The 25783-nt window shown below is 71.5% G+C and carries 25 protein-coding genes; 11 read left to right on the top strand and 14 right to left on the bottom strand.

The features are described 5' to 3' along the window. The first annotated feature begins 38 nt into the window (after positions 1-38). Complete coding sequence (locus OG510_RS11005) at positions 39-431, top strand: SCO5389 family protein (RefSeq protein WP_164267472.1); 393 nt, start codon at positions 39-41, stop codon at positions 429-431. A gap of 105 nt (positions 432-536) precedes the next feature. On the opposite strand, the gene OG510_RS11000 is transcribed toward OG510_RS11005, so the two are convergent. Then, positions 537-1568 carry an LLM class flavin-dependent oxidoreductase gene (locus OG510_RS11000; protein ID WP_406136613.1) on the bottom strand — a complete coding sequence of 344 codons (1032 nt, stop codon included), beginning with the start codon at positions 1566-1568 and terminating at the stop codon, positions 537-539. Positions 1569-1818: 250 nt separating this feature from the next. Between OG510_RS11000 and OG510_RS10995 the strand changes: the two genes are divergently transcribed. Continuing rightward, the gene (locus tag OG510_RS10995; protein WP_164267474.1) at positions 1819-2151 is read left to right on the top strand and encodes an ATP/GTP-binding protein; all 333 of its coding nucleotides are present in this window, start codon (positions 1819-1821) and stop codon (positions 2149-2151) included. A 105-nt stretch (positions 2152-2256) separates the two neighbouring features. On the opposite strand, the gene OG510_RS10990 is transcribed toward OG510_RS10995, so the two are convergent. From OG510_RS10990 to mce, 7 genes are all read right to left on the bottom strand, one after another. Further along, complete coding sequence (locus tag OG510_RS10990; RefSeq protein WP_406136612.1) at positions 2257-3123, bottom strand: ABC transporter permease subunit; 867 nt, start codon at positions 3121-3123, stop codon at positions 2257-2259. Next, entirely contained in the window at positions 3120-4238 is a 1119-nt protein-coding gene (locus OG510_RS10985; RefSeq protein ID WP_406136611.1) for an ABC transporter ATP-binding protein, read from the bottom strand. Before OG510_RS10985 ends, OG510_RS10990 begins: the two co-directional genes overlap by 4 nt. Before the next feature lie 152 nt (positions 4239-4390). After that, positions 4391-5158: an ABC transporter permease subunit gene (locus OG510_RS10980; RefSeq protein WP_406136610.1), complete on the bottom strand. Its 768-nt coding sequence runs from the start codon at positions 5156-5158 to the stop codon at positions 4391-4393. A gap of 2 nt (positions 5159-5160) precedes the next feature. Continuing rightward, positions 5161-6174 carry an ABC transporter ATP-binding protein gene (locus tag OG510_RS10975; protein ID WP_406136609.1) on the bottom strand — a complete coding sequence of 338 codons (1014 nt, stop codon included), beginning with the start codon at positions 6172-6174 and terminating at the stop codon, positions 5161-5163. Positions 6175-6429: 255 nt separating this feature from the next. Next, on the bottom strand, positions 6430-7368 hold the full coding sequence (locus tag OG510_RS10970) for a cellulose-binding protein (RefSeq protein ID WP_164267514.1): 939 nt from the start codon (positions 7366-7368) through the stop codon (positions 6430-6432). A 114-nt stretch (positions 7369-7482) separates the two neighbouring features. Then, the gene (gene scy / locus OG510_RS10965; protein WP_406136608.1) at positions 7483-11202 is read right to left on the bottom strand and encodes a polarized growth protein Scy; all 3720 of its coding nucleotides are present in this window, start codon (positions 11200-11202) and stop codon (positions 7483-7485) included. Positions 11203-11378: 176 nt separating this feature from the next. Continuing rightward, positions 11379-11849, bottom strand: coding sequence for a methylmalonyl-CoA epimerase (gene mce, locus OG510_RS10960; protein ID WP_406136607.1), 471 nt, complete (start codon positions 11847-11849; stop codon positions 11379-11381). A 134-nt stretch (positions 11850-11983) separates the two neighbouring features. Between mce and OG510_RS10955 the strand changes: the two genes are divergently transcribed. The 3 genes from OG510_RS10955 to OG510_RS10945 all read left to right on the top strand — a co-directional run bounded on the left by OG510_RS10955 (position 11984) and on the right by OG510_RS10945 (position 15935). Further along, positions 11984-13183 carry an acetyl-CoA C-acetyltransferase gene (locus OG510_RS10955; protein ID WP_406136606.1) on the top strand — a complete coding sequence of 400 codons (1200 nt, stop codon included), beginning with the start codon at positions 11984-11986 and terminating at the stop codon, positions 13181-13183. 64 nt (positions 13184-13247) lie between these two features. Next, a complete protein-coding gene (meaB, locus tag OG510_RS10950; RefSeq protein WP_406142363.1) occupies positions 13248-14246 on the top strand; it encodes a methylmalonyl Co-A mutase-associated GTPase MeaB in 999 nt (332 codons plus the stop codon). A 288-nt stretch (positions 14247-14534) separates the two neighbouring features. Beyond that, positions 14535-15935, top strand: coding sequence for an MFS transporter (locus tag OG510_RS10945; RefSeq protein ID WP_406136605.1), 1401 nt, complete (start codon positions 14535-14537; stop codon positions 15933-15935). Here the strand turns inward: OG510_RS10945 and OG510_RS10940 are convergent. Continuing rightward, a complete protein-coding gene (locus OG510_RS10940; protein WP_406136604.1) occupies positions 15874-16488 on the bottom strand; it encodes a PepSY domain-containing protein in 615 nt (204 codons plus the stop codon). The genes OG510_RS10945 and OG510_RS10940 overlap by 62 nt on opposite strands. 118 nt (positions 16489-16606) lie before the next feature. Here OG510_RS10940 and OG510_RS10935 point away from each other — a divergent pair, with 118 nt between their 5' ends. Together OG510_RS10935 and OG510_RS10930 are read left to right on the top strand one after the other, a co-directional pair. Then, the gene (locus OG510_RS10935) at positions 16607-17269 is read left to right on the top strand and encodes a response regulator transcription factor (protein ID WP_406136603.1); all 663 of its coding nucleotides are present in this window, start codon (positions 16607-16609) and stop codon (positions 17267-17269) included. Continuing rightward, positions 17266-18756, top strand: a complete 1491-nt coding sequence (locus tag OG510_RS10930; RefSeq protein ID WP_406136602.1) for a sensor histidine kinase — start codon at positions 17266-17268, stop codon at positions 18754-18756. The genes OG510_RS10935 and OG510_RS10930 overlap by 4 nt, the downstream gene beginning before the upstream one ends. A 15-nt stretch (positions 18757-18771) precedes the next feature. Here OG510_RS10930 and OG510_RS10925 read toward each other — a convergent pair whose 3' ends face one another. Next, positions 18772-19428, bottom strand: coding sequence for a TetR/AcrR family transcriptional regulator (locus OG510_RS10925; protein WP_406136601.1), 657 nt, complete (start codon positions 19426-19428; stop codon positions 18772-18774). Positions 19429-19545: 117 nt separating this feature from the next. Here OG510_RS10925 and OG510_RS10920 point away from each other — a divergent pair, with 117 nt between their 5' ends. Both OG510_RS10920 and OG510_RS10915 read left to right on the top strand, forming a co-directional pair. Further along, positions 19546-20514 (top strand): NAD(P)-dependent alcohol dehydrogenase, encoded by a 969-nt coding sequence (locus tag OG510_RS10920; RefSeq protein ID WP_406136600.1) that lies wholly within the window; start codon positions 19546-19548, stop codon positions 20512-20514. 189 nt (positions 20515-20703) lie between these two features. Next, the gene (locus OG510_RS10915) at positions 20704-22119 is read left to right on the top strand and encodes a hydrolase (protein WP_406136599.1); all 1416 of its coding nucleotides are present in this window, start codon (positions 20704-20706) and stop codon (positions 22117-22119) included. 17 nt (positions 22120-22136) lie between these two features. Here the strand turns inward: OG510_RS10915 and OG510_RS10910 are convergent, their stop codons facing one another. The 4 genes from OG510_RS10910 to OG510_RS10895 form a co-directional block, all read right to left on the bottom strand. Continuing rightward, positions 22137-22610, bottom strand: a complete 474-nt coding sequence (locus OG510_RS10910; RefSeq protein WP_406136598.1) for a MarR family winged helix-turn-helix transcriptional regulator — start codon at positions 22608-22610, stop codon at positions 22137-22139. A 164-nt stretch (positions 22611-22774) separates the two neighbouring features. Continuing rightward, on the bottom strand, positions 22775-23551 hold the full coding sequence (locus OG510_RS10905) for an AIM24 family protein (protein WP_406136597.1): 777 nt from the start codon (positions 23549-23551) through the stop codon (positions 22775-22777). Beyond that, the gene (locus tag OG510_RS10900) at positions 23548-24198 is read right to left on the bottom strand and encodes an AIM24 family protein (RefSeq protein ID WP_406136596.1); all 651 of its coding nucleotides are present in this window, start codon (positions 24196-24198) and stop codon (positions 23548-23550) included. Before OG510_RS10900 ends, OG510_RS10905 begins: the two co-directional genes overlap by 4 nt. Further along, the gene (locus OG510_RS10895) at positions 24198-24836 is read right to left on the bottom strand and encodes an AIM24 family protein (protein WP_164266647.1); all 639 of its coding nucleotides are present in this window, start codon (positions 24834-24836) and stop codon (positions 24198-24200) included. The genes OG510_RS10900 and OG510_RS10895 overlap by 1 nt, the downstream gene beginning before the upstream one ends. Positions 24837-25027: 191 nt before the next feature. Between OG510_RS10895 and OG510_RS10890 the strand changes: the two genes are divergently transcribed. Together OG510_RS10890 and OG510_RS10885 are read left to right on the top strand one after the other, a co-directional pair. After that, positions 25028-25375 carry a DUF3817 domain-containing protein gene (locus OG510_RS10890; RefSeq protein WP_406136595.1) on the top strand — a complete coding sequence of 116 codons (348 nt, stop codon included), beginning with the start codon at positions 25028-25030 and terminating at the stop codon, positions 25373-25375. After that, on the top strand, positions 25372-25665 hold the full coding sequence (locus OG510_RS10885) for an MTH1187 family thiamine-binding protein (protein WP_406136594.1): 294 nt from the start codon (positions 25372-25374) through the stop codon (positions 25663-25665). Before OG510_RS10890 ends, OG510_RS10885 begins: the two co-directional genes overlap by 4 nt. Positions 25666-25783: the final 118 nt, after the last annotated feature.

Raw genomic sequence — 25783 nt, 5'->3', positions numbered from 1 at the left:
AAGGCCCCGGTCCCTCCGGGGTCGCGAGAGGAGAACCCATGTCGCTCGACGTCTCACCGGCCCTACTCGAACAGGCCGAGCGAGGCGAGGTCGATGAAGCCGACTTCATCGACTGCGTCCGGACCTCCCTGCCCTACGCATGGGAGATGATCAGCTCTCTGGCGGTCCAGCTGAAGGTCGACGGCGGCGAGTTCGCCGACAACCAGACGCCTCCCCCCAATGAGCAGGCGCGCGGCCAGCTGCTGCGCGCACTCGCGAGTGACGCGATACGAGGAGCGCTGCAGCGGCATTTCGGAGTGCGCCTGGCATTCCAGAACTGCCACCGTGTGGCGGTCTTCCCGCTGGATCCCTCGGTCGATGAGCGGCTCGGCCGTTTCACCTCGATCAGGGGCCAGCTGCTGAACCAGTCTCCGGAACTCAGGGACTGCTGACGCGCCGGGCTGCCGCTCCGCACCGCTGGAGGTGTCTTGGCTGCTGGAGCGGCAGCGTCCGGTTCCACCGATCAGTGCGACAGCCGGATCAGCGCAACCGCCGGATCAGTGCAACCGCGGGAGGACTTCGGCTCCGATCAGCCGGAGGTTCTCCTCGGTGGCCGCTACATCGCCCGAACCCTCCACCAGCATCGCGAACCGTGTGATGCCGGTCCTCTCCGCCGTGGCCGCGAGCCGGTCGGCAGCCAGACGGGGAGGGCCCACGGGGTGGATCCCGCAGAGCATCTCCGTGTACGCGACCGGGTCCCGCATCGCACGGTGCCTGCCGTCGACGGTCACATGGGCGTCAAGTCCCTGTTTGAGCCACCCCGGCATGGCCTTCACCAGAGTCTCCACCGCGTCGGCCTCGCGGTCCGCGATCTGCGCCACTCCGGCCGCCACATGCCCGGGATCGGCCACGGTGTCGGGCGCAATTCCCGCCGCCCGCGCGTGCGTTCGCCACAGGGCGACCATGTCGGCCTTCTCGGTGTCGTCCGAGTGCATCCCGAGCAGCATCGGCAGTCCGCGTCCCGCGGCCAGCCGCACACTGGACGGCGAGGTGCACGCCACGACGACCTCGGGGCCCGGCACTTCACCGCACCGCAGCTCCTGCGGCCTTGGTACGACCGGGACTTCACGGAAACGGAAGCGCTCACCGTCCGCCGCCACCCGGGACTCGCGCAGCCACCGCAGCAGCAGGTCGAGGGATTCCGGGAAGCCGCTCTCGTACGCGCCGAGCCCCGCGCCGAAGACCTCCAGGTCCACCCAGGGCCCGCCGCGCCCCACACCGAGGCTGAACCGTCCGCCCGATGTGATGTGCAGCAGCGCCGCCTGCTCGCCCAGCGCGACCGGGTGCACGGTCGGCAGCACACTCACCGCCGTACCGACCCGGATCCGACGGGTGCGGCCCAGCATCATCGCGGCCAGCGTCACCGCCGACGGGCACACTCCGTACGGGACGAAGTGGTGCTCGGCCAGCCAGACCGCGTCGAGCCCGGACTCCTCGGCGACCTCGGCCGACCGCACCGCGCGGTGCAGTGCCTCTTCCTGCCCCTGCCCCGGGAACTGGGCTGCCAGTACAAATGCCCCAACACGCATCGCCTTCTGCCTCCTTGCGGCCGACGCGACTCTCCCCTTACTGGCAACAACGCCTGACACGTGCCAAAGGCACGGCCCATCGCAAAGGTGTTGTGATTTTCCGGTAAGCCCGACTTGTGTATGGGGGCGGCTGAAGGAGCGGGGGCTCCGGGCTTTCACGTTCTCACGGTGAGCGGTACGGATGTGGCGTTCCGCTGCCCGTAGGCTGGACGGAGCGAGAAACTGTCCGGTCTGCCCCGTGAGGTGTTACGTGTCCCCGCGCCGCAACCGCCCCCGTGGGGGCGAGAAGCCGAGCGAGCCCGTCGGCGGAGGCGGGGGACCCGACCGCTTCGGCCTCCAGGCCACCGAGTCCTGGCAGGGCGAGGAGTGGTCGGTCCGCATGGTCAGCGGGGCGAGCGCGCAGGGCAAGCGCTACCGCTGCCCCGGCTGCGACCAGGAGATTCCCTCCGGGGTGCCGCATGTGGTGGCCTGGCCCGAGTACGGCGGGGTCGACGACCGCAGGCACTGGCACAAAGCCTGCTGGAACGCGAAGGACCGCCGCACCTCCCGGGTGCAGCGGTCCCGCAACGCGCCGCGCTACTGACCGGCCGGCCCGTGCACCGGCCGGCCCGGCTCAGGCGCCGCGGTCTCAGACGTCGCGCTCTGTGGCACGGCGGTCTGTGACGCAGAGCTCTCCGACGCCGCGCTCTCAGACGTCGCGGTTGCCGAGTACGGCGAGCGCGCCCGCGTACACCACCGCTGTCACCCCGAGCAGGATCCACAGGGGCTGCCAGCCGGACGGGCCCGTGCTGGAGACCGAGGTGCTGTAGAAGGCGCTGAGCTGGTTGGGGATCGAGTACTCGAAGAGCTTGTCGCGCAGACCGGACAGCGACCGCGCGAACATGAAGAGCGCCAGCACCAGCGGCAGCAGTACCACCCCGAGCATGACCGTGATCGCGCCGGCCGAGTGCCGGATCAGCGAGCCGACGGCCAGCGACAGCAGCCCCAGCAGAGCGACGTAGAGGCTGACGCCGAACGTCGCGCGGATCCACTGCCCGCCGTCCGGCGCCCCGGCGCCGGTTCCCTTGAGCATGGCGTACTGGAACATCGCGACCAGCGAGGTCGTCACCAGCAGGATCACGAACGCCAGCAGGAAGAAGACGATCGCCTTCGCGGTGAGCACCCGGGCCCGGCTGGGGCAGGCGGTCAGGGTGGTGCGGATCATGCCGGTGCCGTACTCGGAGGCCACCGTCAGCACGCCGAGCGTGACGACGCACATGGAGCCGAGCAGCACACCGAAGAAGCCCATGCTCAGCACCGGGGTGCCGTTCATGGTGGAGCCGGACGACCTGATCGCGACCGTCGACAGCAGGCCGATGCCGAAGACGAGCACGATCAGCACGCCGAGCGTCCACACCGTGGAGCGGACCGACTTGATCTTCGTCCACTCGGAAGCGATGGCATGCCCGATGTGCGCGTCGGTCACCGGGATCGGGGAGACGTAGGACGGCGTCTGCGGGGGCCGGGGCGGCTGCTGCTGCGGCGGCTGGAACGGCGCGGGTGCGGGGGTCGTCATCGGGGGTCCTCGGGGGCGTGAGCGGGCGCGGGGGCGGCGGCCTGCGGCGCGGTGGGGCCGGTGGCGGGCGGCGCGGGAACGGCGGCCGGGGGAGCGGCGTACGGATTCTGTCCGGGCGGCGGCGGGGCGTACCAGTCCTGCTGCGGCACCTCGGGCGGCGCGGGCAGCGGGTGACCGGGCTGCTCGAAGCCGGACAGCTGGTCGGCCGTGGAGCGGTAGTCGACGGCGCCCTGCGTCATCCGCATGTACGCCTCCTCCAGCGAAGCCTGGTGCGGGGAGAGCTCCCACAGCCGTACGTCCGCGTCGTGCGCGAGGTCACTGATCCGCGCCAGCGGCAGCCCCGTCACCCGCAGCGCGCCGTCCAGCTCCGGCATGACCTGCCCGCCGGCCTCGGTGAGCGCGGCCGTCAGCTTCTCGCGCTGCGGCACGTCGGGGGTGCGGACCCGCGCGAAGTCCGCCGAGTTGTGCGAGATGAAGTCCTTGACGCTCATGTCCGAGAGCAGCTGGCCGCGGCCGATCACGATCAGATGGTCGGCGGTGAGGGCCATCTCGCTCATCAGATGCGACGAGACGAAGACGGTACGGCCTTCCGCGGCAAGGGACTTCATCAGATTGCGGACCCAGAGGATGCCCTCCGGGTCGAGGCCGTTGACCGGCTCGTCGAAGAGCAGCACCTGCGGGTCGCCCAGCAGCGCGGCGGCGATGCCCAGGCGCTGCCCCATCCCGAGCGAGAAGCCCTTGGAGCGCCTGCGGGCCACGTCCTGGAGGCCGACGACACCCAGCACCTCGTCGACCCGGGAGGCCGGGATACCGGAGAGCTGCGCCAGCGACAGGAGATGGCTGCGCGCGCTGCGGCCGCCGTGCACCGCCTTGGCGTCGAGCAGCGCGCCGACCTGGCGGGGAGCGTTGGGCAGCTTGCGGAAGGGGTGGCCGCCGACCGTGACATGGCCGGAGGTCGGCTGGTCGAGGCCGAGGATCATGCGCATGGTGGTCGACTTCCCGGAGCCGTTGGGCCCCAGGAAGCCGGTCACCATGCCGGGCCGTACCTGGAAGGAAAGGTTGTACACGGCTGTCTTGGCGCCGTAGCGCTTCGTCAGGCCGACTGCCTCGATCATTCTCCAGCCCCATCGACGGTTTTCGTGTCGTCGGGGCCTGGCCGCGCGCGGCCGAACACCCCCGTATGAGTGAGGAGGATATCCAGCCCTTGACGGTTCCAGCCAAGTCGCGCCGACCGGCGGTAACCGGCCACCGCTGCCGTGAACGGCCGTCAGGCGTCGCGCTTCTTCAGCAGGACGTAACCCGCGAGCACCGCCGCCACCACCCACAGGGCCATGATGCCCAGCCCGCCCCAGGGCCCGTACGGGGCGTCATTGCTGTTCGACACCACCTGGGTGATCTTGCTCCCGGCCTGGTCGGGAAGGTACTGGCCGACCTTCTTGGTGGCGGAGACGCTCCCCAGGATGTTGGAGATCAGGAAGAAGAACGGCATCAGGATGCCCAGCGACAGCATCGGACTGCGCAGCAGCGAGGCGATCCCCATCGAGAACATCGTGATCAGTGTCATGTACAGCGCGGCGCCGATGACCGCCCGCAGCACACCGGGGTCACCGATGTGGGAACGGTGGCTGCCGAGCAGCGCCTGGCCGAGGAAGTACGTCGCGAAGCTCGTCACCACACCGATGACGAACGCCAGGACCGTGGCCACCACGATCTTGCTGAAGTAGAAAGTGGCGCGCTGCGGCACGGCCGCCAGCGACATCCGGATCATGCCGGTGCTGTACTCGTTGGACACCACCAGTACCCCGAAGACGATCAGCGCGAGCTGACCGAGCACGATCCCCGCGAAACTCACCGACGTCGGGTCGAAGGTGAGCCGGTCCGAGCGGCTCATATTGCTGAACTGCGAGTTCGAGAGGGCGCTGAACAGCGCCCCGAACGCCACCGTCACCACCAGCGCGCTCGCCAGTGTCCAGACGGTGGACTGCACCGAGCGGATCTTGGTCCACTCCGACTTCATCACCTGGGCGGCCGCCATGGTCAGGCCCCCCTCTGCGGGTTCTGGCCCCAGCGGGGCGGCTGCTGCGGGTTCTGACCCCACCCGGGCTGCCCGCCCTGCTGGGGTGATCCCGGTGGCGGGCCGTTACTGCCGTCGTGTGCGTGGTACTCCACCGACTCCGCGGTGAGCTGCATGAACGCCTCTTCGAGTGAAGCCTGCTGAGGACTCAGCTCATGCAGGACGAGCTGGTGCCGGGCGGCGAGTTCGCCGATGTCGGCCGCGGCCGTGCCGTCCACTTCGAGCGTGCCGTCGCCCGCCGAGACCGGCTTGTACCCGGCCTCGTGCAGGACGTCGAAGAGCTGCTCCTGCTGCGGGGAGCGCAGCCGCACGTACGACCGCGAGTTCTCCGCGATGAACTGGGCCATGCTGGTGTCGGCCATCAGCCGCCCCTGCCCGATGACCACCAGATGGTCGGCGGTGAGGGCCATCTCGCTCATCAGGTGCGAGGAGACGAAGATGGTGCGGCCCTGCCCGGCGAGCGACTTCATCAGGTTGCGGATCCAGTGGATGCCCTCCGGGTCCAGACCGTTGACCGGCTCGTCGAACATCAGGATCTCCGGGTCGCCGAGCAGCGCCCCCGCGATACCGAGCCGCTGCCCCATGCCGAGTGAGAAGCCCTTGGCGCGCTTCTTGGCCACCGCGGAGAGGCCGACGGTCTCCAGGACCTGGCCGACCCGGGACGCCGGGATGCCGTTGCTCTGGGCGAGGCAGAGCAGATGGTTGTAGGCCGTGCGTCCGCCGTGCATGGTCTTGGCGTCGAGCAGCGCGCCGATGTGCCGCAGCGGGTTCTTCAGGTCCGCGTAGTGCTTGCCGTCGATCCTGACGTCGCCCCCCGTGGGGTTGTCCAGGCCGAGGACCATCCGCATCGTGGTGGACTTGCCGGCGCCGTTGGGCCCCAGGAAGCCGGTGACGATGCCCGGCCGCACACTGAAGGTCAACTGGTCGACGGCCGTCTTCTCGCCATACCGTTTGGTCAGCCCCGAGAGCTCGATCACTGCGTTCCGCCTCGTCGTTTCGGGTATTCGCCTGGCCTTCCCCCTGCCCCCGGCCGGGCCGCGGAATCCTGAGGGCAGCTCGGTGGCCAGGCTAGGCGCACAGCAAGCCCCCCGCCACCGGAATGACGGGGGGCTTGCTGTGCGGTACGCGGGACCGCGGACGTACGGAGACGCGGCCCCGGGGGAGAGGCGACGTATCAGCAGACCGTCAGGTCAGCGGGCCCGTGGCTCAGGCCCGTACTTCTGGCCCGTAGCTCAGCGGGTCTGCTGCGCCGGGACTCCGCGGGAGGCCGGCTCCTCGTCGGCCGGGGTACCGGCGGCGGCGACCGCGGCACCGGTCAGCGTGGCCAGCATCTCGCGGACGTTGGTCAGCTGCGCGTTGATCGAGTCGCGGCGGTTGGTGAGCGCCGCCAGCTCGCGCTCCGATTCGCTGCGGATCCGGTCGGCCTTGGCGTTCGCGTCGGCCACGATGTCCTCGGCCTGGCGCTGAGCCGTCTCCACCGTCTGACGGGCGCGGCGCTCGGCGTCCGTACGCAGCTTCTCCGCCTCCAGACGGAGCTGCTCGGCGCGGTGCTCGATCTCGGCCAGACGCTTCTCGGCCTTGGCCTGACGCGAGGCCAGGTCGCGCTCCGACTGCTCGCGGCGCTTGGCCAGGTTCGTCTCGAAGTCCGCGGCGGCCTGGGCGGCCTTGGCGCGGGTCTCCTCGAAGAGCGCGTCGGCCTCCTCACGCTTGGACTGCGCGTCCTTCTGGGCCTCGGAACGCAGCGTGGACGCCTCGCCCTTGGCCTTCTCGACGATCCGGACGCCCTCGTCCTCGGCCTTGGCCTTGCGCTCGGCGGCGAAGGACTCGGCGTCGTTGCGGACCTGCTGGGCGGCCGACTCGGCGAGCTCACGGTGCTGCTCGGACGCGCGGCGGGCCTCCTCACGGAGGTCCTTCGCCTCCTCCTCGGCGAGCCGGAGGATCTTCTCGACGCGCGCGCCGAGACCCGCGTACGACGGCTCCGCGTCGTTGACCTGGGCCTGCGCGTTCTGCGTCTCGAGGTGGAGTTCCTCGATGCGCTTTTCCAGAGAGGTGATCCGTGCCAGAGCGCTGTCACGGTCGGCGACGAGCTTGGTAATGCGGTCATCCACCTGACCGCGGTCGTAACCACGCCGCACGAGCTCGAAGCCGAATGGGGAGGAAGTGTCGCTCATGGGGTTCCTGTCGAATGAGACCGGTGAGGTGATAGAGGGAATCCTAGGGGCCGAAGCGGCGTGTCATCGAGCGGATGCCCGTTTGATCTGGAGAATGTCCAGCCTTTTGAGTGGCTAGCCATCAGATGGCTTGCCACTCGAACGAGTTCCTCCCGCTGCCGCACCGGCCTTGACGCCGTCTGCCGCCTTGCCGCCACCGGTCGGCGCCTCGAAGGATTCCAACGCCTCCAGCACGTCCTGGACACGGGAGATCTCGGCCTGGATGTCCGCCCGACGGCGCATCAGTACATCGTGCTCGTGGGTGGCTTCCTCGATGAGGTGGTCCGACTCGGCCACGGCGTCCGCCTTGAGCTGCTCGGCCTCCTGTATCAGGCCGGCCTTCTTCTGCTCGGCCTCCTTCAGGAGGGCCTCGGCCCGCTTGACGGCGGCGATCCGCACACTGGCCGCCTCCGACTCGGCGTCGGCCACCAGCTCCTTGGCCTTCTCCCCGGCCTCGGCCTGCTGGTCGGCGGCCGCCTTCAGCAGCTTGTCGACGCGTTCCCCCGCCGACTTCAGCTGCTCGGCGGTCTCCCGGCGGGCCCGCTCGTGCAACTCCTCGATCTCGGCCGTCACCCGGTCCCGCAGCTCCTCGGACCGCTCCCTTATGGCGGTCGCGTCCCGGCGTGCGCCGACGAGCAGTTCATCGGCGTCCGTACGGGACCGCTCCACCAGGCTGTTGCCCTCGACGGTCGCATCGGCGGTGATCCGGTCGGCCTCCTGGCGGGCCGCCCCGACCATCGTGTCGGCCTGTGTCTCGGCCTCGGTGGCGGTGCGCAGCGCCTCCTCCTGGGCCTTCGACATCAGCTGGTCGGCCTGTTCCGCCGCGTCGGCGCGGCGCTTGGACGCGACCTCGCGGGCCTCGTCCAGCAGCCGGTCGGACTCCGACTGGGCCTCGGCGCGCAGTTGTTCGGCGGCGGCGGCGGCCTCGGTCCTGACCCGCTCGGCCTCCGCCCTGATCCGCTCGGCGGCCTGCTGGGCGGAGCCGACCGTCTCGGCCGCCTCGGCCCGCATCCGCTCCGACTCGCCGGAAGCCTCCGAGATCAGCGCGTCCGCCTGGCCCGCGGCGTCCGACCTGATGCGGTTGGCGTCCTCGCGGGCGTCCGCCCTGGCGCGGGCCGCGTCCTGCTCGGCCGACGCCACCGCGTCGGACGCCTCGGTCCGCATCCGCTGGGCGTGCTCCGCGGTGTCCGCGCGCAGCTTGTCCGACTCGGCGATCGCCTCCGAAACGGTGCGCTCGGCCAGCGACTTGGCGGCCTCCGCCTCCTCCTGGGCGATGCTCCGGATGCGGCTCGCGTCCTCGGACGCGCGCTCCCGCTCGGCGTGCGCGTCGGAGCGGACCCGGTCCGCCTCCTCCTGCGCCTCGGTCCTGGTCCGCTCGGCCGCGTGCTCCGCTGCCGAACGAAGCCCGGTGATCTCCTGCTCGGCCTGGTCCTGGAGCCCGGCCACGGAGTCCCGTACCTGCTGGGCGGTCTGTTCGGCCGCCGACACCAGCTCGCCGGCCCTGCGGTCCGCCTCATCGACCAGCCGGGCGGCCTCGGCCTGCGCCTCCTCCACCCGCTTGCGCGCGGACGCCAGCAGCTCCTCGCTCTGGCCGCGGGCCTGGACCCGCTCCTGCTCGGCCTCGGCGCGGGCCGACGACAGGGTCTCATCGGCCTCCCTGCGGCGCCTGTTGGCCTCCTCCTGGGCGGCGGCGAGCGCCTCCTGCGCCTCCGTGCCCACGCGTTCGGCGGCGGCGGCCGCCTCGGCGCGCATCCGGTCCGCGCTGTCCTGCGCCTCGGACTTGAGCCGCTCGGCCTCGGCGGTGGCCTCACCGCGCAGCCGTACGGCGATGTTCTCGCCCTCGGCACGTGCCTGCGAGGCGTCGGCCGCGGCCTCGTCGCGCAGCCGCTCGGCCTCCTGCTCGGCCTGCGCACGCAGCGCGCGGACCCGCTCGGCCGCGTCGGCGCGCAGCCGCTCGGTCTCGTCCGCGGTCTCCTTGCGGAGCCGCTGCGCCTCGGTGCGGGCGTCCGCAAGCGCCGTCTCGGCGCCGCTCAGCCGCTCCTCGGCCTCGGTGTGCAGCCGGGCCAGCTCATCGGCCGCCTCGGCCCTGCGGGCCTCTATGCCGCGTTCGTTGTCCTCGCGCAGCGCACCGGCGGCCTCCTCGGCCTGGGTGCGGGTCTCTTCGGCGTGCTCCTCGGCCTCGGTGGCCAGCCGCTCCGCCTCGGCGCGGGTGCGCTCCAGCGTCTCCTCGGCCTGGGTGCGCAGCGTCGTGGCGCGCTCGACGGCCTCGGCGCGCACCCGCTCGGACTCGGCGGTGGCGCCCGAACGCACCTCGTCCGCGTCGGCCTTGGCCTTGGCCAGCAGCTCCTCGGCGGTCCGCGCCGCCTCCTCGATCTGCTGTACGGCCTCCCGGCGCGCCTCACCGCGGATCCGCTCGCCCTCGGCGACCGCTTCGGCCCGCAGCTGCTCGGCCTCGCCGCGGAGCCTGCGTGCCTCCTCCTGCAGCTCGACCGTCTTGGCCCGGTACTCCTTGGTGTCGTCCTTGGCGGCGCCCTTGAGCTGCTCGGCGGACTCGGCGGCCTCGTCGCTGAGCCGCGCGGCCTCCGCCTCGGCCTCGTGCCGGATCCGCTCGGCCTCGTCGGCCGCTGCCCTGGTGGTCGACTTGGCGTCGTCGGACGCCTTCGTCAGGATTTCCTCGGCGGTCCTGGCGGCCTTGGCCAGCTGGGCGGCGGTGTCCTCGGCCGCCGCCGTACGGGCCTTGTCGCTCGCCTCGGCGACCATCCGCTCCGCGGTGCCGCGGGCGTCGTCGAGAGCCTGCTTGGCCTCCGCCTTGAGGGCTTCGGCGTCCTTCGTCGCCTCGCCGACGAGCCGGGCGATCTCGGCCTTCGCCGTGCGGGTGCGCTGCTCGTTGACCGACTCGGCCGTGGTGAGCTGCTTGGCCGCGGTGTCCTTCGCCTCGGTGAGCACCTTCTCGGCCTCCGCCCGCGCCTCGCGCAGCGCCCGCTCGGCCTCCTGCACCCGCTGCTCGGCGCCCCGGCTGAGCTCGGCGGCCTCCTGGCGGGCCTGGTCGGACTCGGCCGTCGTGGACGTACGCAGCTGCTCGGCGTGGGTGGTGGCCTCCTGCGCCTGGGTGGAGGCGGCCGTCAGCAGCCGCTCCGCCTCGGCGCGGGCCCTGCGCAGGATGCTGTCCGCCTCGCCGCGGGCCGAATCGGCCTCGGAGCTGAGGCGCTGGCGGGCCTCGGCGACCAGCCGCTCGGCCTCGGCGCGGGCCGCGGACAGGGACTGCTCGGCCTCGGTCCGCGACTCGTCCATGAGCCTGCGGGCCTGCGCCTCGGTCCGGGCGCGCAGCTGCTCGGCCCAGGCCACGTTCTCGTTGACATGCGACTCGACGGTCTGCCGGCGCTCGGCCAGCTCCTGGTCGAGGCGCTGGCGCCGGGTGACCGCCTCGCTGTGCAGCTCGGCCTGGAGCCTGGCCTGGTGCTCGGCGTGCTCCTGGAGGATGCGCTGCGTCTGGGCGCGCGCCTCGCGCAGCTCGCGCTCGGCGTCGGTGCGCAACTGGTCGGCCTGCACCTGTGCGTTGCGCAGCAACTGCTCGGCCTGGTAGCCGATGTCCGCCTGGTCGTAGGCAGGACGGGACGCCAGATTGCGGCGCGCCTCGTGGAGCTTGGCGCGCAAGACCTCGACCTGGTAACCGAGGTCCTCGGCGTGCTGTACGGCCTTCTCCCGATCGGTCTTCAGCCGGTCCATCTCGGCCTCGAACCGCGAAAGATGGTCGTCTTCAGCCCGGTGGCTCTCCTGGCGTTCGTAGCCCCGCACTGCGCGGTCCCATCCGTCCCCTGGTCGCAACACACTCTTCCCGTACGAGCGCCGCCGTCTCGGCGATGACGGGCCCCCGGGGGAATGGTGTCAGATCAACGACGAGGCATGGGTCACAGGCCCCGATCCGGCCCCGGACCGGAGCCGCCCACTCTACCGGCCCGGGTATCCGGAGGTCAGTGCTCCTTACGCGCCAGTGGGGCAGCTTCTCCGGGTCCGGTGTGCGGTGCGGCGGCCGTGACCAGTTCCGTCAGCACCCCGTGGCAGTCCTTGGGGTGCAGGAAGGTGATGCGGGAGCCCATGGACCCGGTGCGCGGCTCGTCGTACAGCACCCGGACCCCCTTGTCCCGAATATCCTGGGAGTCGCCGTCCACGTCCGCGGTGCCGAAGGCGATGTGGTGCACGCCCTCGCCGTTCTTGGCCAGCCACTTGCCCACCGCGGAGTCCTCGCGGACCGGTTCGAGCAGCTGGAGATAGGAGGCGCCCCCGTCGGATGTCTCATTGATCTTGAGCATGGCCTCCCGGACGCCCTGCTCCTCGTTGACCTCCGTGTGGAACACCTCGAAGCCGTATGTCGCCCGGTAGAACTCGACAGTTGCGTCGAGGTCGAAGCAGGCGATCCCGATGTGGTCGATTCGCGTCAGCATTCCCCCAGTGCAGCGCGCCGACACATGGTTACGCAACGTGCGCGCGATCACATGGGCAGGGCGATGACGAGCGGGAGACCGCTCAGTACATTCGAGTAAACCCTCGTTCACTCTCTTCCAAGGGGCCGCGCCTCATGTCTGGAACGAACAGCAGTACCTCCGTGATCGTCGCCGGAGCCAGGACCCCGATGGGCCGGCTCCTCGGCTCGCTCAAGTCCTTCTCCGGCGCAGACCTCGGCGCCTTCGCGATCAGGGCCGCGATGGAGCGCGCCGGTATCGGCGGAGACCAGGTGCAGTACGTGATCATGGGCCAGGTGCTCCAGGCCGGGGCAGGGCAGATCCCGGCACGCCAGGCCGCCGTCAAGGCGGGCATCCCCATGAACGTCCCGGCGCTGACCGTCAACAAGGTCTGCCTCTCCGGGCTCGACGCCATCGCACTCGCCGACCAGCTGATCCGCGCCGGTGAGTTCGACGTGGTGGTGGCCGGCGGCCAGGAGTCCATGACCAACGCGCCCCATCTGCTGCCGAAGTCCCGTGAGGGCTACAAGTACGGCGCGGTCGAGATGCTCGACTCGATGGCGTACGACGGCCTCACCGACTCCTTCGAGTCCATCCCGATGGGTGAGTCCACCGAGAAGCACAACACCCGTCTCGGTATCGACCGCGCCCCGCAGGACGCCTTCGCTGCCTCCTCCCACCAGCGGGCCGCCGCGGCACAGAAGAACGGCCTGTTCGAGGCCGAGATCACGCCCGTCGAGATCCCGCAGCGCAAGGGCGACCCGGTCCTCTTCTCGCAGGACGAGGGCATCAGGGCCGAGACCACGGCGGAGTCCCTGGGCAAGCTGCGCCCGGCCTTCGCCAAGGACGGCACGATCACCGCGGGCACCTCGTCGCAGATCTCCGACGGCGCGGCCGCGGTCGTGGTGATGAGCAAGGCCAAGGCGCAGGAGCTGGGCCTCGACTGGATCGCCGAGATCGGCGCGCACGGCAATGTGGCCGGGCCCGACAACTCCCTCCAGTCCCAGCCGTCCAACGCCATCGAGCACGCTCTGGGCAAGGAGGGCATCGGCGTCGACGACCTCGACCTCATCGAGATCAACGAGGCGTTCGCGGCCGTCGCCGTCCAGTCAATGAAGGACCTCGGCGTCTCGCCGGAAAAGGTGAACGTGAACGGCGGCGCCATCGCCCTCGGCCACCCCATCGGGATGTCGGGCGCCCGGGTGGTCCTGCACCTCGCGCTGGAGCTGAAGCGGCGCGGCGGCGGGGTCGGCGCCGCCGCCCTGTGCGGCGGGGGCGGGCAGGGCGACGCCCTGATCGTGCGCGTACCCAAGTAGGAGCGGTCCGGGGCGGCGGGCACCCGGATACGGAATCGGACTGAGCGGAGCTGTGAACGTGGACATGGACGTCCCCACCCTGGTCGAACAGGCCCGTGAGGGCAGGCCCAGGGCCGTCGCCCGGCTGATCTCGCTGGTGGAGGGGGCGTCCCCGCAGCTGCGCGAGGTGATGGCGCGGCTGGCTCCGCTGACGGGCGGCGCGTACGTCGTCGGGCTGACCGGTTCGCCGGGTGTCGGCAAGTCGACTTCCACGTCGGCGCTCGTCTCCGCGTACCGGCGGGCGGGCAAACGGGTCGGCGTGCTCGCGGTCGACCCGTCGTCGCCCTTCTCCGGGGGCGCGCTGCTCGGCGATCGGGTCCGGATGTCCGAGCACGCGTCGGACCCGGGCGTCTACATCCGCTCGATGGCGACCCGCGGCCATCTGGGCGGCCTCGCCTGGGCCGCCCCGCAGGCGATCCGGGTGCTGGACGCCGCCGGGTGCGACGTGGTGCTGGTGGAGACGGTCGGCGTCGGCCAGTCCGAGGTGGAGATCGCCTCGCAGGCCGACACGTCGGTGGTGCTGCTCGCGCCCGGGATGGGCGACGGGATCCAGGCCGCCAAGGCCGGCATCCTGGAGATCGGCGATGTGTACGTCGTCAACAAGGCGGACCGGGACGGCGCCGACGCGACCGCCCGCGAGCTCAACCACATGCTGGGCCTGGGCGAGGCGCGCGGCGCCGGCGACTGGCGCCCGCCGATCGTGAAGACCGTCGCGGCACGCGGCGAGGGCGTCGACGAGGTCGTCGAGGCGCTGGAGAAGCACCGGGCCTGGATGGAGGAGCACGGCGTCCTCGCCGAGCGCCGCAGGGCCCGCGCGGCACACGAGGTGGAGACGATCGCGGTGACGGCCCTGCGCGAACGCATCGGCGACCTGCGCGGCCACCACCGCCTCGACGCCCTGGCCGAACGGATCGTCACGGGCGCCCTGGACCCGTACGCGGCGGCGGACGCACTGGTGGCGGCGGTGACGGAGGGGACGGCGGGGACGCCGGGGACGGCGGGGCCGGCGGACTCCTCGGGCTGAGGGCGCTGGGCCCCCTCGGGCTGAGGGGAGCCGTGGACTCCTTCGAGCTGAGAGGGGTGCTGGGCTTCCTCGGGCTGAGCGTGTGAGGGGGTGGCGGCCGGCGCGCGGGGCTGTGGCGGCCGAGGCGGTGGCATCCGGGACGGGTGCCGTCCGGGGCGGGCTGCGTGCGTGGCCGGACGGCTCTCCGTGCGCCGGTGCCCCTGCTACCGTGACCGCATGTTCCTCCCCCGTGCGTAGGACCCGGCCGACCACCCGGTGTCCTGTCCGTGCCGCTTCCGAGGAACCCCCATGCCGTCCTACGCCGCTGTCCTGCGGCTCCCGTACGCCCGCCGCACCTTCGGTGCCGCCCTGATCGGCCGTCTCTCCTACGGGATGGTCTCCCTCTCCCTCGTACTCGCCGTCAAGGACGCCTCGGGCTCCTTCGCCGTCGCGGGTACCGCCATGGCGCTCTTCGGGGCGACCAGCGTCTGCCTCTCGCCCGCCCGGGCCGCCCTCGTCGACCGCTACGGCCCCCGCCGCGCGCTCACGCCGATGGCCGGCTGTTACGCGGTGCTGCTTCTCGCGCTCGCCGTCGTCACGCGGTACCCCGGTACGCCTGGTCCGCTGACCGCCGCACTGGCCGCGGCCGCCGGTGCGGGGACGCCTCCGCTCGGGCCGACGATGCGGACCCTGTGGCGGCGGCTCGTCCCCGGACGTGAGCTGCTGCAGTGCGCGTTCAGCCTGGACGGGGTGGCGGAGGAACTGCTCTACGTCGCAGGGCCGTTGCTCGTCGGCGCCCTGGTGGCCTGCGCCTCCCCGTCGGCCGGGGTCGCCGTCAGCGCCCTCCTGGTGCCGGCCGGGACGCTGGCCCTGGTGACGTCACCGGTCGCGGACGCGCCCCGCGAGAGCGCCGGCGTCCCGGCCACGGAACGGCCGCCCGCCGGGCCTTCGCCCGCCGGACTGCCGTCCGCCGAACTGCCGCCTGCCGGACTGCCGTCCGCCGGACTGCCGCCCACCGGCGCCGAACCGGCGGACTCGCCGTCAGGCGCCGCCCGGCCCGCGGACGTACGGTCCCGGTGGTCCTGGCAGCCCGTGGTGGTGGCCGCCGGGGTGGGGCTGGCGCTCGGCGGCCTCGATCTGCTGGTCGTCGCCGACGCGGGACGGCACGGCCGACCGTCCGCCGTTCCCTGGGTACTGGCCGCGGTCTCGGCGGGCAGTGTGGTCGGCGGACTGGTCAACGGGGCGGTCGGCGGGCGCGCCCCCGGCCGGCTGCGTCTCGGGCTGCTCGCCGCGGGCCTCGGGATCGCGCTGGCCGGCGCCGGGCTCGCCCCGGATCTCCCGGCGCTGGGTGTCGCCGCGGCCCTCGCGGGTCTGTTCGTCGCGCCCGCGCTGACGACCGCCTATCTGATCGCCGACGAGAGCGCGGCCCCCGGCGCCCGCACCCGGGCCGGGGCCTGGGTCAACACCGCGGTGAACGCCGGGTCGACGGCCGGTACGGCTGCTGTCGGGGTTCTCGTCGGGCGGGCTCCGCTCGGCTGGTGTTTCGCGCTGGTGGCGGCTCCCGTCCTGCTCTCGGCGGCTCCCGCGCTGCTCTCCGCGGGCTCAGCCCTGTTCTCGGCGGGCTCCGTACCGCCGGACCGGCCCCGGGTCAGTCGTCGTCCCCGTCGTCGTCGCCGTCGTGCTGGTGCCGGTTCAGGTGCTCGGATGTGACCTTGCCGGTGGTCAGGTCGATGTAGACCTCGTGCCGGGCGCCGTTGTGCGCTGTCACCTCGGCCTCCCAGCGGCCGTTGTCCAGTTCGACCGACGTGACCGTGCCCGCGACGGCTCCGCGGGCCGCTGCCGCGGCGCGGACCGCGGTGACCGGGGCGCCCTTGCGGTCGTCCTGGTCGCCGCCGTCCGTGCGGGACGCGATGACCTTGCCGGTGCCGCGGTCCAGATGGATCTCGTGCCAGACCTTGTCCTTGCCGTAGAGGTCCACCTCCCAGCGGCCGTGGTCCAGCTCGGCCGAGGTGACCGTGCCCGGTTCGGACGCCTGGGCCGCGTGGACCACCCGGTCGACCGTGGCCACGCCGCCGCCGGAGCCACCCGTGTTCCCCGCGGGCGTCCCCGTCCGGGCGGAAGCCGTTGTGGCGGTGGCCGCCCCCGACGAGCCGGTGCCGGTGCCGGTGCCGCCGCCGTCCGCGAGGGCGACCCCGGTGGCCGTGCCGCCCGCCGCGAGGACCGCCGCGGCGGCGATGCACGCGATCACGTAATTGCGCTTCATGAGGTTCCTCCGTAATGAGAGTGCGTCACCGGACAGCTCCCAATCTGCCGCGGGCAGGCTGAACGCAGCCTGAAGCCCCCTGAAGATCCCTTCAGCTTCGATTTGGGAAGCTGTCCCCATGCGCCTGTTGATCGTGGAGGACGAGAAGCGGCTCGCGGTGTCACTCGCCCGCGGACTCACCGCCGAGGGTTTCGCCGTGGATGTCTCGCACGACGGGCTCGAAGGGCTGCACCTGGCCAGTGAGGGGCCGTACGACCTGGTCGTGCTCGACATCATGCTGCCCGGCATGAACGGCTACCGGGTCTGCGCGGCCCTCAGGGCGGCGGGCCACGACGTACCGATCCTGATGCTGACCGCAAAGGACGGCGAGTACGACGAGGCCGAGGGGCTCGACACCGGGGCCGACGACTACCTCACCAAACCGTTCTCCTACGTAGTCCTCGTCGCCAGGATCAGGGCGCTGCTGCGCCGGCACGCGGCGGGACGGCCGTCGCCCGTGCTCACCGCGGGCAGCCTCACGGTCGACACCGCCACCCGCCGCGTACACCGCTCGGGCAACGAAGTCACCCTCACAGCCAAAGAGTTCGCGGTCCTCGAACAACTCGTCGTGCGCCGCGGGGAGGTGGTCGGCAAGCCGGAGATCCTGGAACACGTCTGGGACTTCGCCTACGAGGGCGACCCGAACATCGTCGAGGTGTACGTCAGCGCGCTCCGCCGCAAGCTGGGCGCCGACCTCATCCAGACCGTGCGCGGCGCCGGTTACCGGCTGGTCACCGGGTGAGGCGCATCTTCGGCTCCGTACGCGCCAGGGCGGCGCTGGGCGCGACGGCGGTCGTCGCCGTCGCACTGATCGCCGCCGGGGTCTCCCTCCTGCTCGTCCTGCGGTCGAACCTCACGGGACAGACCGATCTGCGCGCCGAGATCGCCGCCCAGAACGTCGCGTCGCAGGTCGCCCTCGACGTCCCGTACCACAAATTGCATCTGCCCGACTCCGACGAGAACCCGGTGCAGGTGGTCACCGAGGACGGCCGGCTGCGCGCCGCAAGTGACGACCTGGACGCGGTCACGGGGACGGCGACCACCGCGGTGCATCCGGTGCCGGCCGAGCACGACGACAGCGACGACCACGACGACGACGATCACGGCAGCAGCGACGACCCGCCGCGCGGCAAGGTCTCGCACGACCACGCCCACTTCAGCGCGGGCACGGCGACCGTGGACGGCGACACCGCCGACTACCGGTTCGCCTCCGTCGAGGTCACCAACGGCAGCGACGACACCCTGATCGTGTACGCGGGAGCCCCGCTCACCACCGAGCAGAGCGCCGTCAGCACCGTCCGCGGTGCGATGCTCATCGGGCTGCCCGCCCTGCTGGTGGTCGTCGCGGGGGTCACCTGGCTGGTCACCCGCCGCGCCCTGCGCCCCGTCGAGGGGATCAGGCGGGAGATGGCGGCGATCACCGCGTCCGAGGATCTGGCCCGGCGGGTCCCTGAGCCCGGTTCGCACGACGAGGTCGCTTGGCTGGCCCGTACGACCAATGAGACCCTCACCGCCCTGGAGAAGTCCGTCGACCGGCAGCGCCGCTTCGTTGCCGACGCCTCGCACGAACTGCGCAGCCCCATCGCGAGTCTGCGCACCCAGCTGGAGGTCGGCGCCGCGCACCCGGAGCTGCTGGACGTCGACGGGGCGGTCGCGGACACCGTACGGCTCCAGGAGCTGGCCGCCGATCTGCTGCTGCTCGCCCGGCTGGACGCGGGGGAGCGGCCGGGTGCGGCACGGATCGATCTGGGGGAGCTGGTGCGCGAGGAGGTGTCGCGGCGGCAGACGGGCCGGGTGCCGGTCACCGTCCACGCCGTCGGCGGACTCGAGGTGGACGGCTCGCGCGGACAGTTGGCGCGGGTCATCGGAAACCTCCTGGACAACGCCCAGCGCCATGCCCGCGCGAGCGTCGAGGTGTCCGTGCGCCGGCGCGACGGGCGGCTCGTCACCGAGGTCGCCGACGACGGGCCCGGGGTGCCGCCCGAGGAGCGTGAGCGGATCTTCGAGCGGTTCGTACGGCTCGACGACGCCAGGACCCGTGACGACGGCGGCGCCGGTCTCGGCCTGGCCATCGCCCGCGACGTGGCGCACCGGCACGGCGGGACCCTCACCGTCGGCGACGGCTCCGTCTTCGCCCTGGACCTGCCCGCGCCGCACACGGGGGACCGCACCGGGGACCGCACGGGGGACCGCACCGGGGCGCGGTCAGGCCGGCCCGGTCCGGCCTGACCCCAGCCGCGTGCCCTACGGCCGGCCGGCCGCCATCGGGAAACCGCGCAGCGCCAACGAAGCAGGCGGTGGCAGGGGCCCGTCGGCCGCATCGGCCCGGAACGACTGGAGCAGAAAGGCCACCAGACGCCGGGAGGCCGCTGCGTCGTCCGGCAGCGCCGTCACCAGACCGCAGTGGGCCACCAGGACCACGGCGAGGTCGGACGGGTGGAAGTCGGCCCGCAGCGCACCCGCCGCCTGGGCTCTGCGTACCAGGGTCATCAGGTCCCGCTCGGCGCGCTCCCGGGACCGCGCGTGGTCCGCGGCGGTGTCGGGGAAGGCCGCCACGAACGCGGCCGGGAACCCCCGCTCCTCCCGCTGAAGCCCGCAGACCGTCTCGACCAGCCGCCGGAAGCCGCGCCACGGGTCGGGGTCGGCCAGCGCGTCGGTGAGCGCACGCCCGCAGGTCTCCATCTGCTGGGCGAACGCGCCCCGCACCAGGGCGTCCCGGGTCGGGAAGTGCCGGTAAAGCGTCGCCACGCCGACCCCGGCCCGGCGGGCCACGGCCGCCATCGGCGCCTCGATCCCCCGCTCGGCGAAGACCGCACGGGCGGCGACGAGAACATGGTCCCGGTTGCGCCTGGCATCCGCCCGTACCCCGCCTGAGCCGCTGATCCGAGAGGATTCCGCCATCGCTGTCTCTCACTTCCGGGCCATGTGGACGGTCTCGTCCGGTCACGAGCCTACGGTCGACGCCGGACACCTCCCGTACAACACCTCCCGTACGACCCCGGCGGCAAAGGCAGAACGATGACCGATCGCATGATGAAGGCAGTGCTCTTCGACCGCTACGGCGCCCCCGACGTGCTCTACGTGGGCCGGGTGGCACGCCCCGAGCCCGCACCGGGCGAGGTCCTCGTGCGGGTGCACGCCTTCAGTGTCAACGGCGGTGAACTGGCGGCCAGGTCAGGCCGCGTCCGCCTGCTGACCGGCCGGAAGTTCCCCCAGCGCGTCGGGCTGGACTTCACCGGCGAAGTCACCGCGCTCGGCGCCGGAGCGGCCCGGGTCGCGGTCGGTGACCGGGTGTGGGGCGTCCTGGGGCGCACCTCCGGGTTCGGCAGCGCCGCCGAGTACGTGACGGTGCCCGCCGGGCGGCTCGGCCCGGTCCCGGACGGCCTTGACCTGGTGGACGCGGCCGCGCTGCCGGTGGCCACCACGGCCGTCACCGCCCTGCGGGACAGAGCCGGGCTGCGCGCCGGCGAACGCCTCCTCGTACGGGGTGCGGCGGGCGGCGTCGGCAACGCCGCCGTACAGCTCGGGCGGGCCTACGGCGCCGATGTCACGGCACTCGCACGCGCCGCCAACCACGACTTCGTCCGCGGTCTCGGCGCTCACCGGGCCGTCGACCACCGGGCCGTCCCGCCGGGGGAGTTGGGCCGCTTCGACGTGGTCGTGGACACCGTGGGGAGCGACCTGCGGACTTTCCGGCAGCTGCTGAACCCCGGCGGGCGCATGGTCACCATCGCCTTCGACCTGGCCCGGCCCGCCGCGTCGCTCGGCTATCTGGTGGCCAGTACGGTGCACGGACGCGGCCGGGTGCGCTTCTTCAGCGGCAACCCCGCACGGGAGGATTTCGACGACCTCGCCCGCCACGTGACCGAGGGGAAGCTGAGCCCGGCGGTGGACACCGTCTTCCCGCTGGAGGAGACGGCGGCGGCACACCGCGCCCTCGAAGCGGGCGGCGTGCAGGGGAAGTACGTGGTCAGGGTCGCCCGGTAACCGCGACCAGGGGCTGCTCTACACCCGTGAAGGGTCCCCGCCGTACGTCCGGGATCAAACCGGGGCCCGCCGGAGGGGAGAAGGGCAGTTGCCGCCGTACCGTGAGGGCAGCCCGGCACGTCCGCCGGGTCACCGACTGTGTCCCCCGGCCTGCTGACCGGGCATCTGCTCTGCCGGTATTTTCGTACGGTGAGCCTATGGACTTCCCTTGAGCCGGCGTCAACCACCGTAGACGCGGGCAGTACAGCCACGGTACGACTACGTCTTCGCAACACCGGCGACGTGGTCGACGAGTACCGCTTCGTCCCCGTCGGCGACATCGCGCCCTACGTCACCGTGGAGCCGCCGGTCCTCCGGCTCTACCCGGGCACCACCGGAACCGTCCAACTCACCTTCGCGCCGCCGCGTACCCCGGACGCCACCGCCGGGCCCAACCCGTACGCCGTGCAGATCCTTCCGACGGAGCACCCCGAGGCGACCACGGCCCCCGAGGGCAACCTCACCATCACGCCGTTCATCGAGATGCGGGCCGAACTCGTCCCGCACACCGTCAAGGGGCGCTTCCGGGGACGGCCCAAGCTCGCCATCGACAACGTCGGCAACACCACGCTCACCGCCTCCATCGCGGGGAACGACAACGGCGACCAGCTCTCGTACGACGTCCACCCCGCCAACGTCCAGATCGAGCCGGGGCGCGCCGCCTTCGTCAAGGCGACGCTCAGACCCCGTCAGCTCATCTGGTTCGGCCACAAACAGCAGCGGCCCTACCGCCTGGCCGTACGCCGTTCCGGCACCACGCCCCTCGACATCGACGGCACGTACATCCAGCGTGGATTCCTGCCCCGCTGGCTCGCCACCGTTCTCACGCTGCTGATCACTCTCGCCGTCGTCTTCCTCGTCCTCTGGTTCACCAAGGCGGCCGCTGTCACCAGCCAGGCCACCGCGCGGGCCTCGCAGCCCGCCGTCACCACTCTCCCCCCGCCGCCCACCTCGGTGCCCCCGACGCCCAGCGACACACCGTCCCCGTCACCGACCGGGACGCAGGGCGAGGCCGGAGGCGGTGGGGGAGCGCCGGCCGGGCCGAAGGCGAAGACGGGGCCGAAGACAAAGCCCAAGCCGGACACCGCGTCGGTCGCTGTCACCGAGCTGAACGACAAGGACCCGGGCCGGCACGTCTGTTACCGGGCCTACGTGGCCGACATCGGCTGGCAGCACCCGGTGTGCGACGGCGACATAGCCGGTACGCAGAACGAGGGACGCTCCATCGAGGCCGTCAACATCGCCGTGTCCGGGAGCAGAGCCACATCGGGCAACGCGTTCATGGAGACGGTCGGTTTCCCGCCCTCATGGACGTCCGCCGCGGAGAAGAAGGACCTGACGGTCGGAACCCCCGGCAAGGCCCTGCAGCTCGACCAGTTCACCATGAGCCTCAGTGACGGCGTCATCTGCGGCAACGCCTTCATCGAGAGGGACCAGTGGCAGGGAAAGCAGTGTGACAACCCGGGCGGCCCTGGCCATTGGATCAGTGTCGGGGTCACGGGCAAGACACTCCACCTCGAAGCCTTCCAGCTCAAGATGGACAACCTGGACGGCGTGGACAACTAGGGCTTGTCCGGCCGGTCCTAGCCCTTGCGGAGCCCCCGGAGCTGATCGGCGACCGGTGTCAGTGAGGCCCGCAGTCCGGCCAGTGCCTCGGGCGTCAGCATGTCGATGAAGTGCCTGCGGACCGAGGCGACATGGTGCGGTGCGACCTTCTGCATGGTCTCGCCGCCGAGGTCGGTGAGGACGGCGAACAGCCCGCGCCGGTCGGACTCGCAGTTCTCCCTGCGGACCAGCCCGGCCTTCTCCATCCGGGTGATCTGGTGCGAGAGACGGCTCTTGGACTGGAGCGTGGCGGCGGCGAGGTCGCTCATCCGCATCCGCCTGTCGTCGGCCTCGGAGAGATTGACCAGGATCTCGTAGTCGTTCATCGTCAGGCCGAACGGCTGGAGGTCCCTCTCCATCTGGTACGTCAGCAGCCTGTTCACGTCCAGGTAGGTGCGCCAGGCGCACTGCTCCGCGTCGTTCAGCCAGCGGGTGGCCGTCTCGGTCTCCATAATGAGAATTCTACCTAAGAAGTTGAATGTTGGACAATTGTGGGGAGTGTCACCCTCCGGCGCGCACCGCGCCGTCGCACCGCGATCCCGATCGCGACGGCGATCCGGTCCGGTGCGCATGCCGGGGGTTCAGATGTTCGACGTTACACTCCGCAGGCTATCGCTTACAGCCCGAAGCGGCGCTGAAGATCCCCGACCTGGCCGGGAAAGCGCGATCCTGGGCCGTTTTGGCCGGAACGGGGCCCCTGTCCCCCGGGAATGCCCGGTTCATCCGGCAAGGAGCCGGTCGGCTTCTCGGGCAGCAGCGCCTCGGTCGACTGCAGCAGCACCGTCCCCGCACCCACGAACTCGAACTGGTGCTCCTCGCCCGATACGCCCCCGAGACCGGTGAACGACCGGATCCCGCCCAGCACCCCCGTCATATACGCGTGGTCGTAGTGGTGGCACGGCGAAGGGCAGTCGGCCCAGCCGACCAGCGCCTGCGGGTCGACCCGGATCGGCGGCTCCATGAAGACGACGGGACCGTTCGACGCGGCCACGAACTTCCCCGTACCGATCAGGGTCAGGAAGCCGGGCACGATCGACTGCTTCAGGGACAGCGACGGCTCGAACGCCAGCAGATTCCCCGAGCGGATGGTGAGGTTGCCGTCGTCCAGGTCGAACGAGTTCACATCGAAGGCCCGGTCCGCGAGCAGCATCTTGCCCGAGCCCTCCGCCACCATCCAGTCCGCCGCGTGCAGCGGGGAGTGGAAGCTGCTGCGCAGCAGATGGTCGAAGCGGCCGTTGCCGAAGCCGTTGTAGTCGATCCGCCCGTAGTAGGCGATCATCTTGCCCTTCTGCAGGAACCACTGGCTGCCGCTGAGTTCCACACAGAAGGTGTACTTGTTGACGTTGTCGTTGGCCGGCAGCGTCATCGGGTCGTGGACCACCGGTCCCGTCACAGCTTCTCCTCCGATGCCTGCACATAGACCGCGCCGCTGCCGGACAGTTCGAGCTGGAACGCCTCGCCCGAGCCGCGCCCCACCATCTCCCGCCAGCCCAGCGCCGCCGACAGCTTGTTCCGTACGTCCCCGTGGTGGGCGACGTACGCCTGCGGGTCCACATGCACAGGACCCTGCGGGGTGATCGGCAGCTCCACGACCCCGCCGTGCGCCATCACCGCGACCGCGCCGTGGCCCTTGAGCGTCGTGGTGAACAGCCCCTGCCCGGTGACCTGGCCGCGCACCATCCCCATGACCCCGCCCTGCGAGCCCATGAACATCGTGCCCTGCTGGAGCGAACCGTCGAAGGCCAGCAGCCGGTCCGCCTCCACATAGAGGGTGTCGCCGGCCAGCGAGATCACCTGGATGTGGTGGCCGCCGTGCCCGAACATCACCGTGCCCTGCCCCTCCACCGTCATCAGCGGCGTCGCCTCATTGGCCACCCGCCGCCCGATCATGGACATCACACCGCCCTGACCGCCCTGGATGTTGGGGGTGAAGGTCACCTCGCCCCGGTACGCCAGCATCGCCCCGCGCTGGCTGTAGAGCTTCTGGCCGGGCACCACCGTGGCCTCGACCATCTTCGAGTTGATCTCGGTGAACGGCATCAGATCTCACCCCCGACCGTGCTGCGCTCGCTGGGCTGCACATAGACGAGCCCCTCGCCCTCGAACCGGATCTGGAAGGACTCGCCCGACCCCTCGCCCATGAACGTCCGGAAGCTGACCCCGGTCTGGAAGTGCTGCTGGAGACTGCCGGTGTGCGCGATGTACGCGCCCGGGTCGACGAGCAGCGGGTACTGCGGGCTGACCCGCAGGACGATCGCGGGGCCGTCCGACATCACCGCGGCCTGCCCGGTGCCCTCCACGGTCGTGGTGAACAGGCCGTTGCCCTGGGACGCGCCCCGCAGCCCGGTGAAGGTCGTGCCGGTGCGCAGCCCCGCGTCCGTGCAGAGGAGGTTGCTCGCCTCCACATGGAGCTTCTCGCCGTGCAGGGCGACGAGGTTGATCTCGGTGGCGCGGTCGGCGAAATAGCAGGTGCCCTTGCCCCGTACCTCCATCACACTCATCTGCTCGCCGGTGAGGCGCCGGGTCACCATCCCGCGGAGACCCTCACCGCCGCCGGACATCTTTTTGAAGGTCATCTGGCCGTCGTAGGCGACCATCGAGCCGTTCTTCGCTTTGACGGCATCGCCTGTCATGTCGACGGCGAGCATCTTGCTGCCTTGGAGTCGGAACTGAGCCACGGTCCGAAGGTAACGGGCCGGGAGGGGGCGCGCACAGGGGTCCTGAGGCGTAGACGCACCCTGAAAGAGCCCTGATATGCGGGGCTGCCACAATGGTTCCGAGTTTGTGCGCACTTTCACAAGATCACGCTTCCGTGTGATCGTTGGCGCACGGTCCCGTTTCCCGCCGCCCGCTGCCGAAGGTTTCCTCCGTGGACATCAAGACCGCATCCGCAATCCGCCGCCTCCGCCTGGTCTCCGCCCCCGAGGCGGTCTCCTTCCTGCTGCTGCTCATCTGCTCGGTCCTCAAGCGGACCACGGACTTCAACGCGGTGCCGGTCATGGGCATGGTGCACGGGGTCCTCTTCGTGCTGTACGTGATCTTCTGGGCGGACGCCTGGAACCGCACCAAGTGGTCCGCGGGCACCGGCATCCTCTACTTCGTGCTCTCGGTGCTGCCCACCGGCGGCTTCTTCGCGGAGCGCAAGCTGCGCCGCGAGGCGGAGAACGCGGTCATCGCCTCCCGCGCGCGCCGCGAGGGCGTGGTGGAGACGTCATGATCGTCGCCTTCTCGGTCTCCCCGCTGGGTGTCGGTGAGGACGTCGGTGAGTACGTCGCCGACGCGGTCCGTGTCGTACGCGAATCGGGCCTGCCGAACCGCACGGACGCCATGTTCACCTCCGTCGAGGGGGAGTGGGACGAGGTGATGGACGTCGTCAAGCGCGCCGTCCAGGCCGTCGAGGCGCGTGCGCCCCGGGTCTCGCTCGTACTCAAGGCGGACATCAGGCCGGGCGTCACCGACGGCCTGACCTCCAAGGTCGAGACGGTCGAACGGCACCTGGCGCCCTGACCCGGCTCTGGCCCTGGCCACCCGCCCGGCCACCCCGCCCCGCCGTCCCGCCCTCCGGCCCGCGGACCGAAGGGCGAGACGGGGCTGACCGTCATATGACCGGCCGGTAGGGTCGATG

The sequence above is a fragment of the Streptomyces sp. NBC_01089 genome (assembly GCF_045162975.1).
In the GTDB taxonomy this organism is placed as follows: domain Bacteria; phylum Actinomycetota; class Actinomycetes; order Streptomycetales; family Streptomycetaceae; genus Streptomyces.
This window is presented reverse-complemented; position numbering and strand designations above follow the sequence as displayed.

Bases quoted from the DNA above. Each gene is read 5' to 3' on its own strand.
- OG510_RS11005 (WP_164267472.1), top strand. From the start codon at position 39: ATGTCGCTCGACGTCTCACCGGCCCTACTCGAACAGGCCGAGCGAGGC.
- OG510_RS11000 (WP_406136613.1), bottom strand. From the start codon at position 1,568: ATGCGTGTTGGGGCATTTGTACTGGCAGCCCAGTTCCCGGGGCAGGGG.
- OG510_RS10990 (WP_406136612.1), bottom strand. From the start codon at position 3,123: ATGACGACCCCCGCACCCGCGCCGTTCCAGCCGCCGCAGCAGCAGCCG.
- OG510_RS10985 (WP_406136611.1), bottom strand. From the start codon at position 4,238: ATGATCGAGGCAGTCGGCCTGACGAAGCGCTACGGCGCCAAGACAGCC.
- OG510_RS10980 (WP_406136610.1), bottom strand. From the start codon at position 5,158: ATGGCGGCCGCCCAGGTGATGAAGTCGGAGTGGACCAAGATCCGCTCG.
- OG510_RS10970 (WP_164267514.1), bottom strand. From the start codon at position 7,368: ATGAGCGACACTTCCTCCCCATTCGGCTTCGAGCTCGTGCGGCGTGGT.
- mce (WP_406136607.1), bottom strand. From the start codon at position 11,849: ATGCTGACGCGAATCGACCACATCGGGATCGCCTGCTTCGACCTCGAC.
- OG510_RS10955 (WP_406136606.1), top strand. From the start codon at position 11,984: ATGTCTGGAACGAACAGCAGTACCTCCGTGATCGTCGCCGGAGCCAGG.
- meaB (WP_406142363.1), top strand. From the start codon at position 13,248: ATGGACGTCCCCACCCTGGTCGAACAGGCCCGTGAGGGCAGGCCCAGG.
- OG510_RS10945 (WP_406136605.1), top strand. From the start codon at position 14,535: ATGCCGTCCTACGCCGCTGTCCTGCGGCTCCCGTACGCCCGCCGCACC.
- OG510_RS10940 (WP_406136604.1), bottom strand. From the start codon at position 16,488: ATGAAGCGCAATTACGTGATCGCGTGCATCGCCGCCGCGGCGGTCCTC.
- OG510_RS10935 (WP_406136603.1), top strand. From the start codon at position 16,607: ATGCGCCTGTTGATCGTGGAGGACGAGAAGCGGCTCGCGGTGTCACTC.
- OG510_RS10925 (WP_406136601.1), bottom strand. From the start codon at position 19,428: ATGGCGGAATCCTCTCGGATCAGCGGCTCAGGCGGGGTACGGGCGGAT.
- OG510_RS10920 (WP_406136600.1), top strand. From the start codon at position 19,546: ATGACCGATCGCATGATGAAGGCAGTGCTCTTCGACCGCTACGGCGCC.
- OG510_RS10910 (WP_406136598.1), bottom strand. From the start codon at position 22,610: ATGGAGACCGAGACGGCCACCCGCTGGCTGAACGACGCGGAGCAGTGC.
- OG510_RS10900 (WP_406136596.1), bottom strand. From the start codon at position 24,198: ATGCCGTTCACCGAGATCAACTCGAAGATGGTCGAGGCCACGGTGGTG.
- OG510_RS10885 (WP_406136594.1), top strand. From the start codon at position 25,372: ATGATCGTCGCCTTCTCGGTCTCCCCGCTGGGTGTCGGTGAGGACGTC.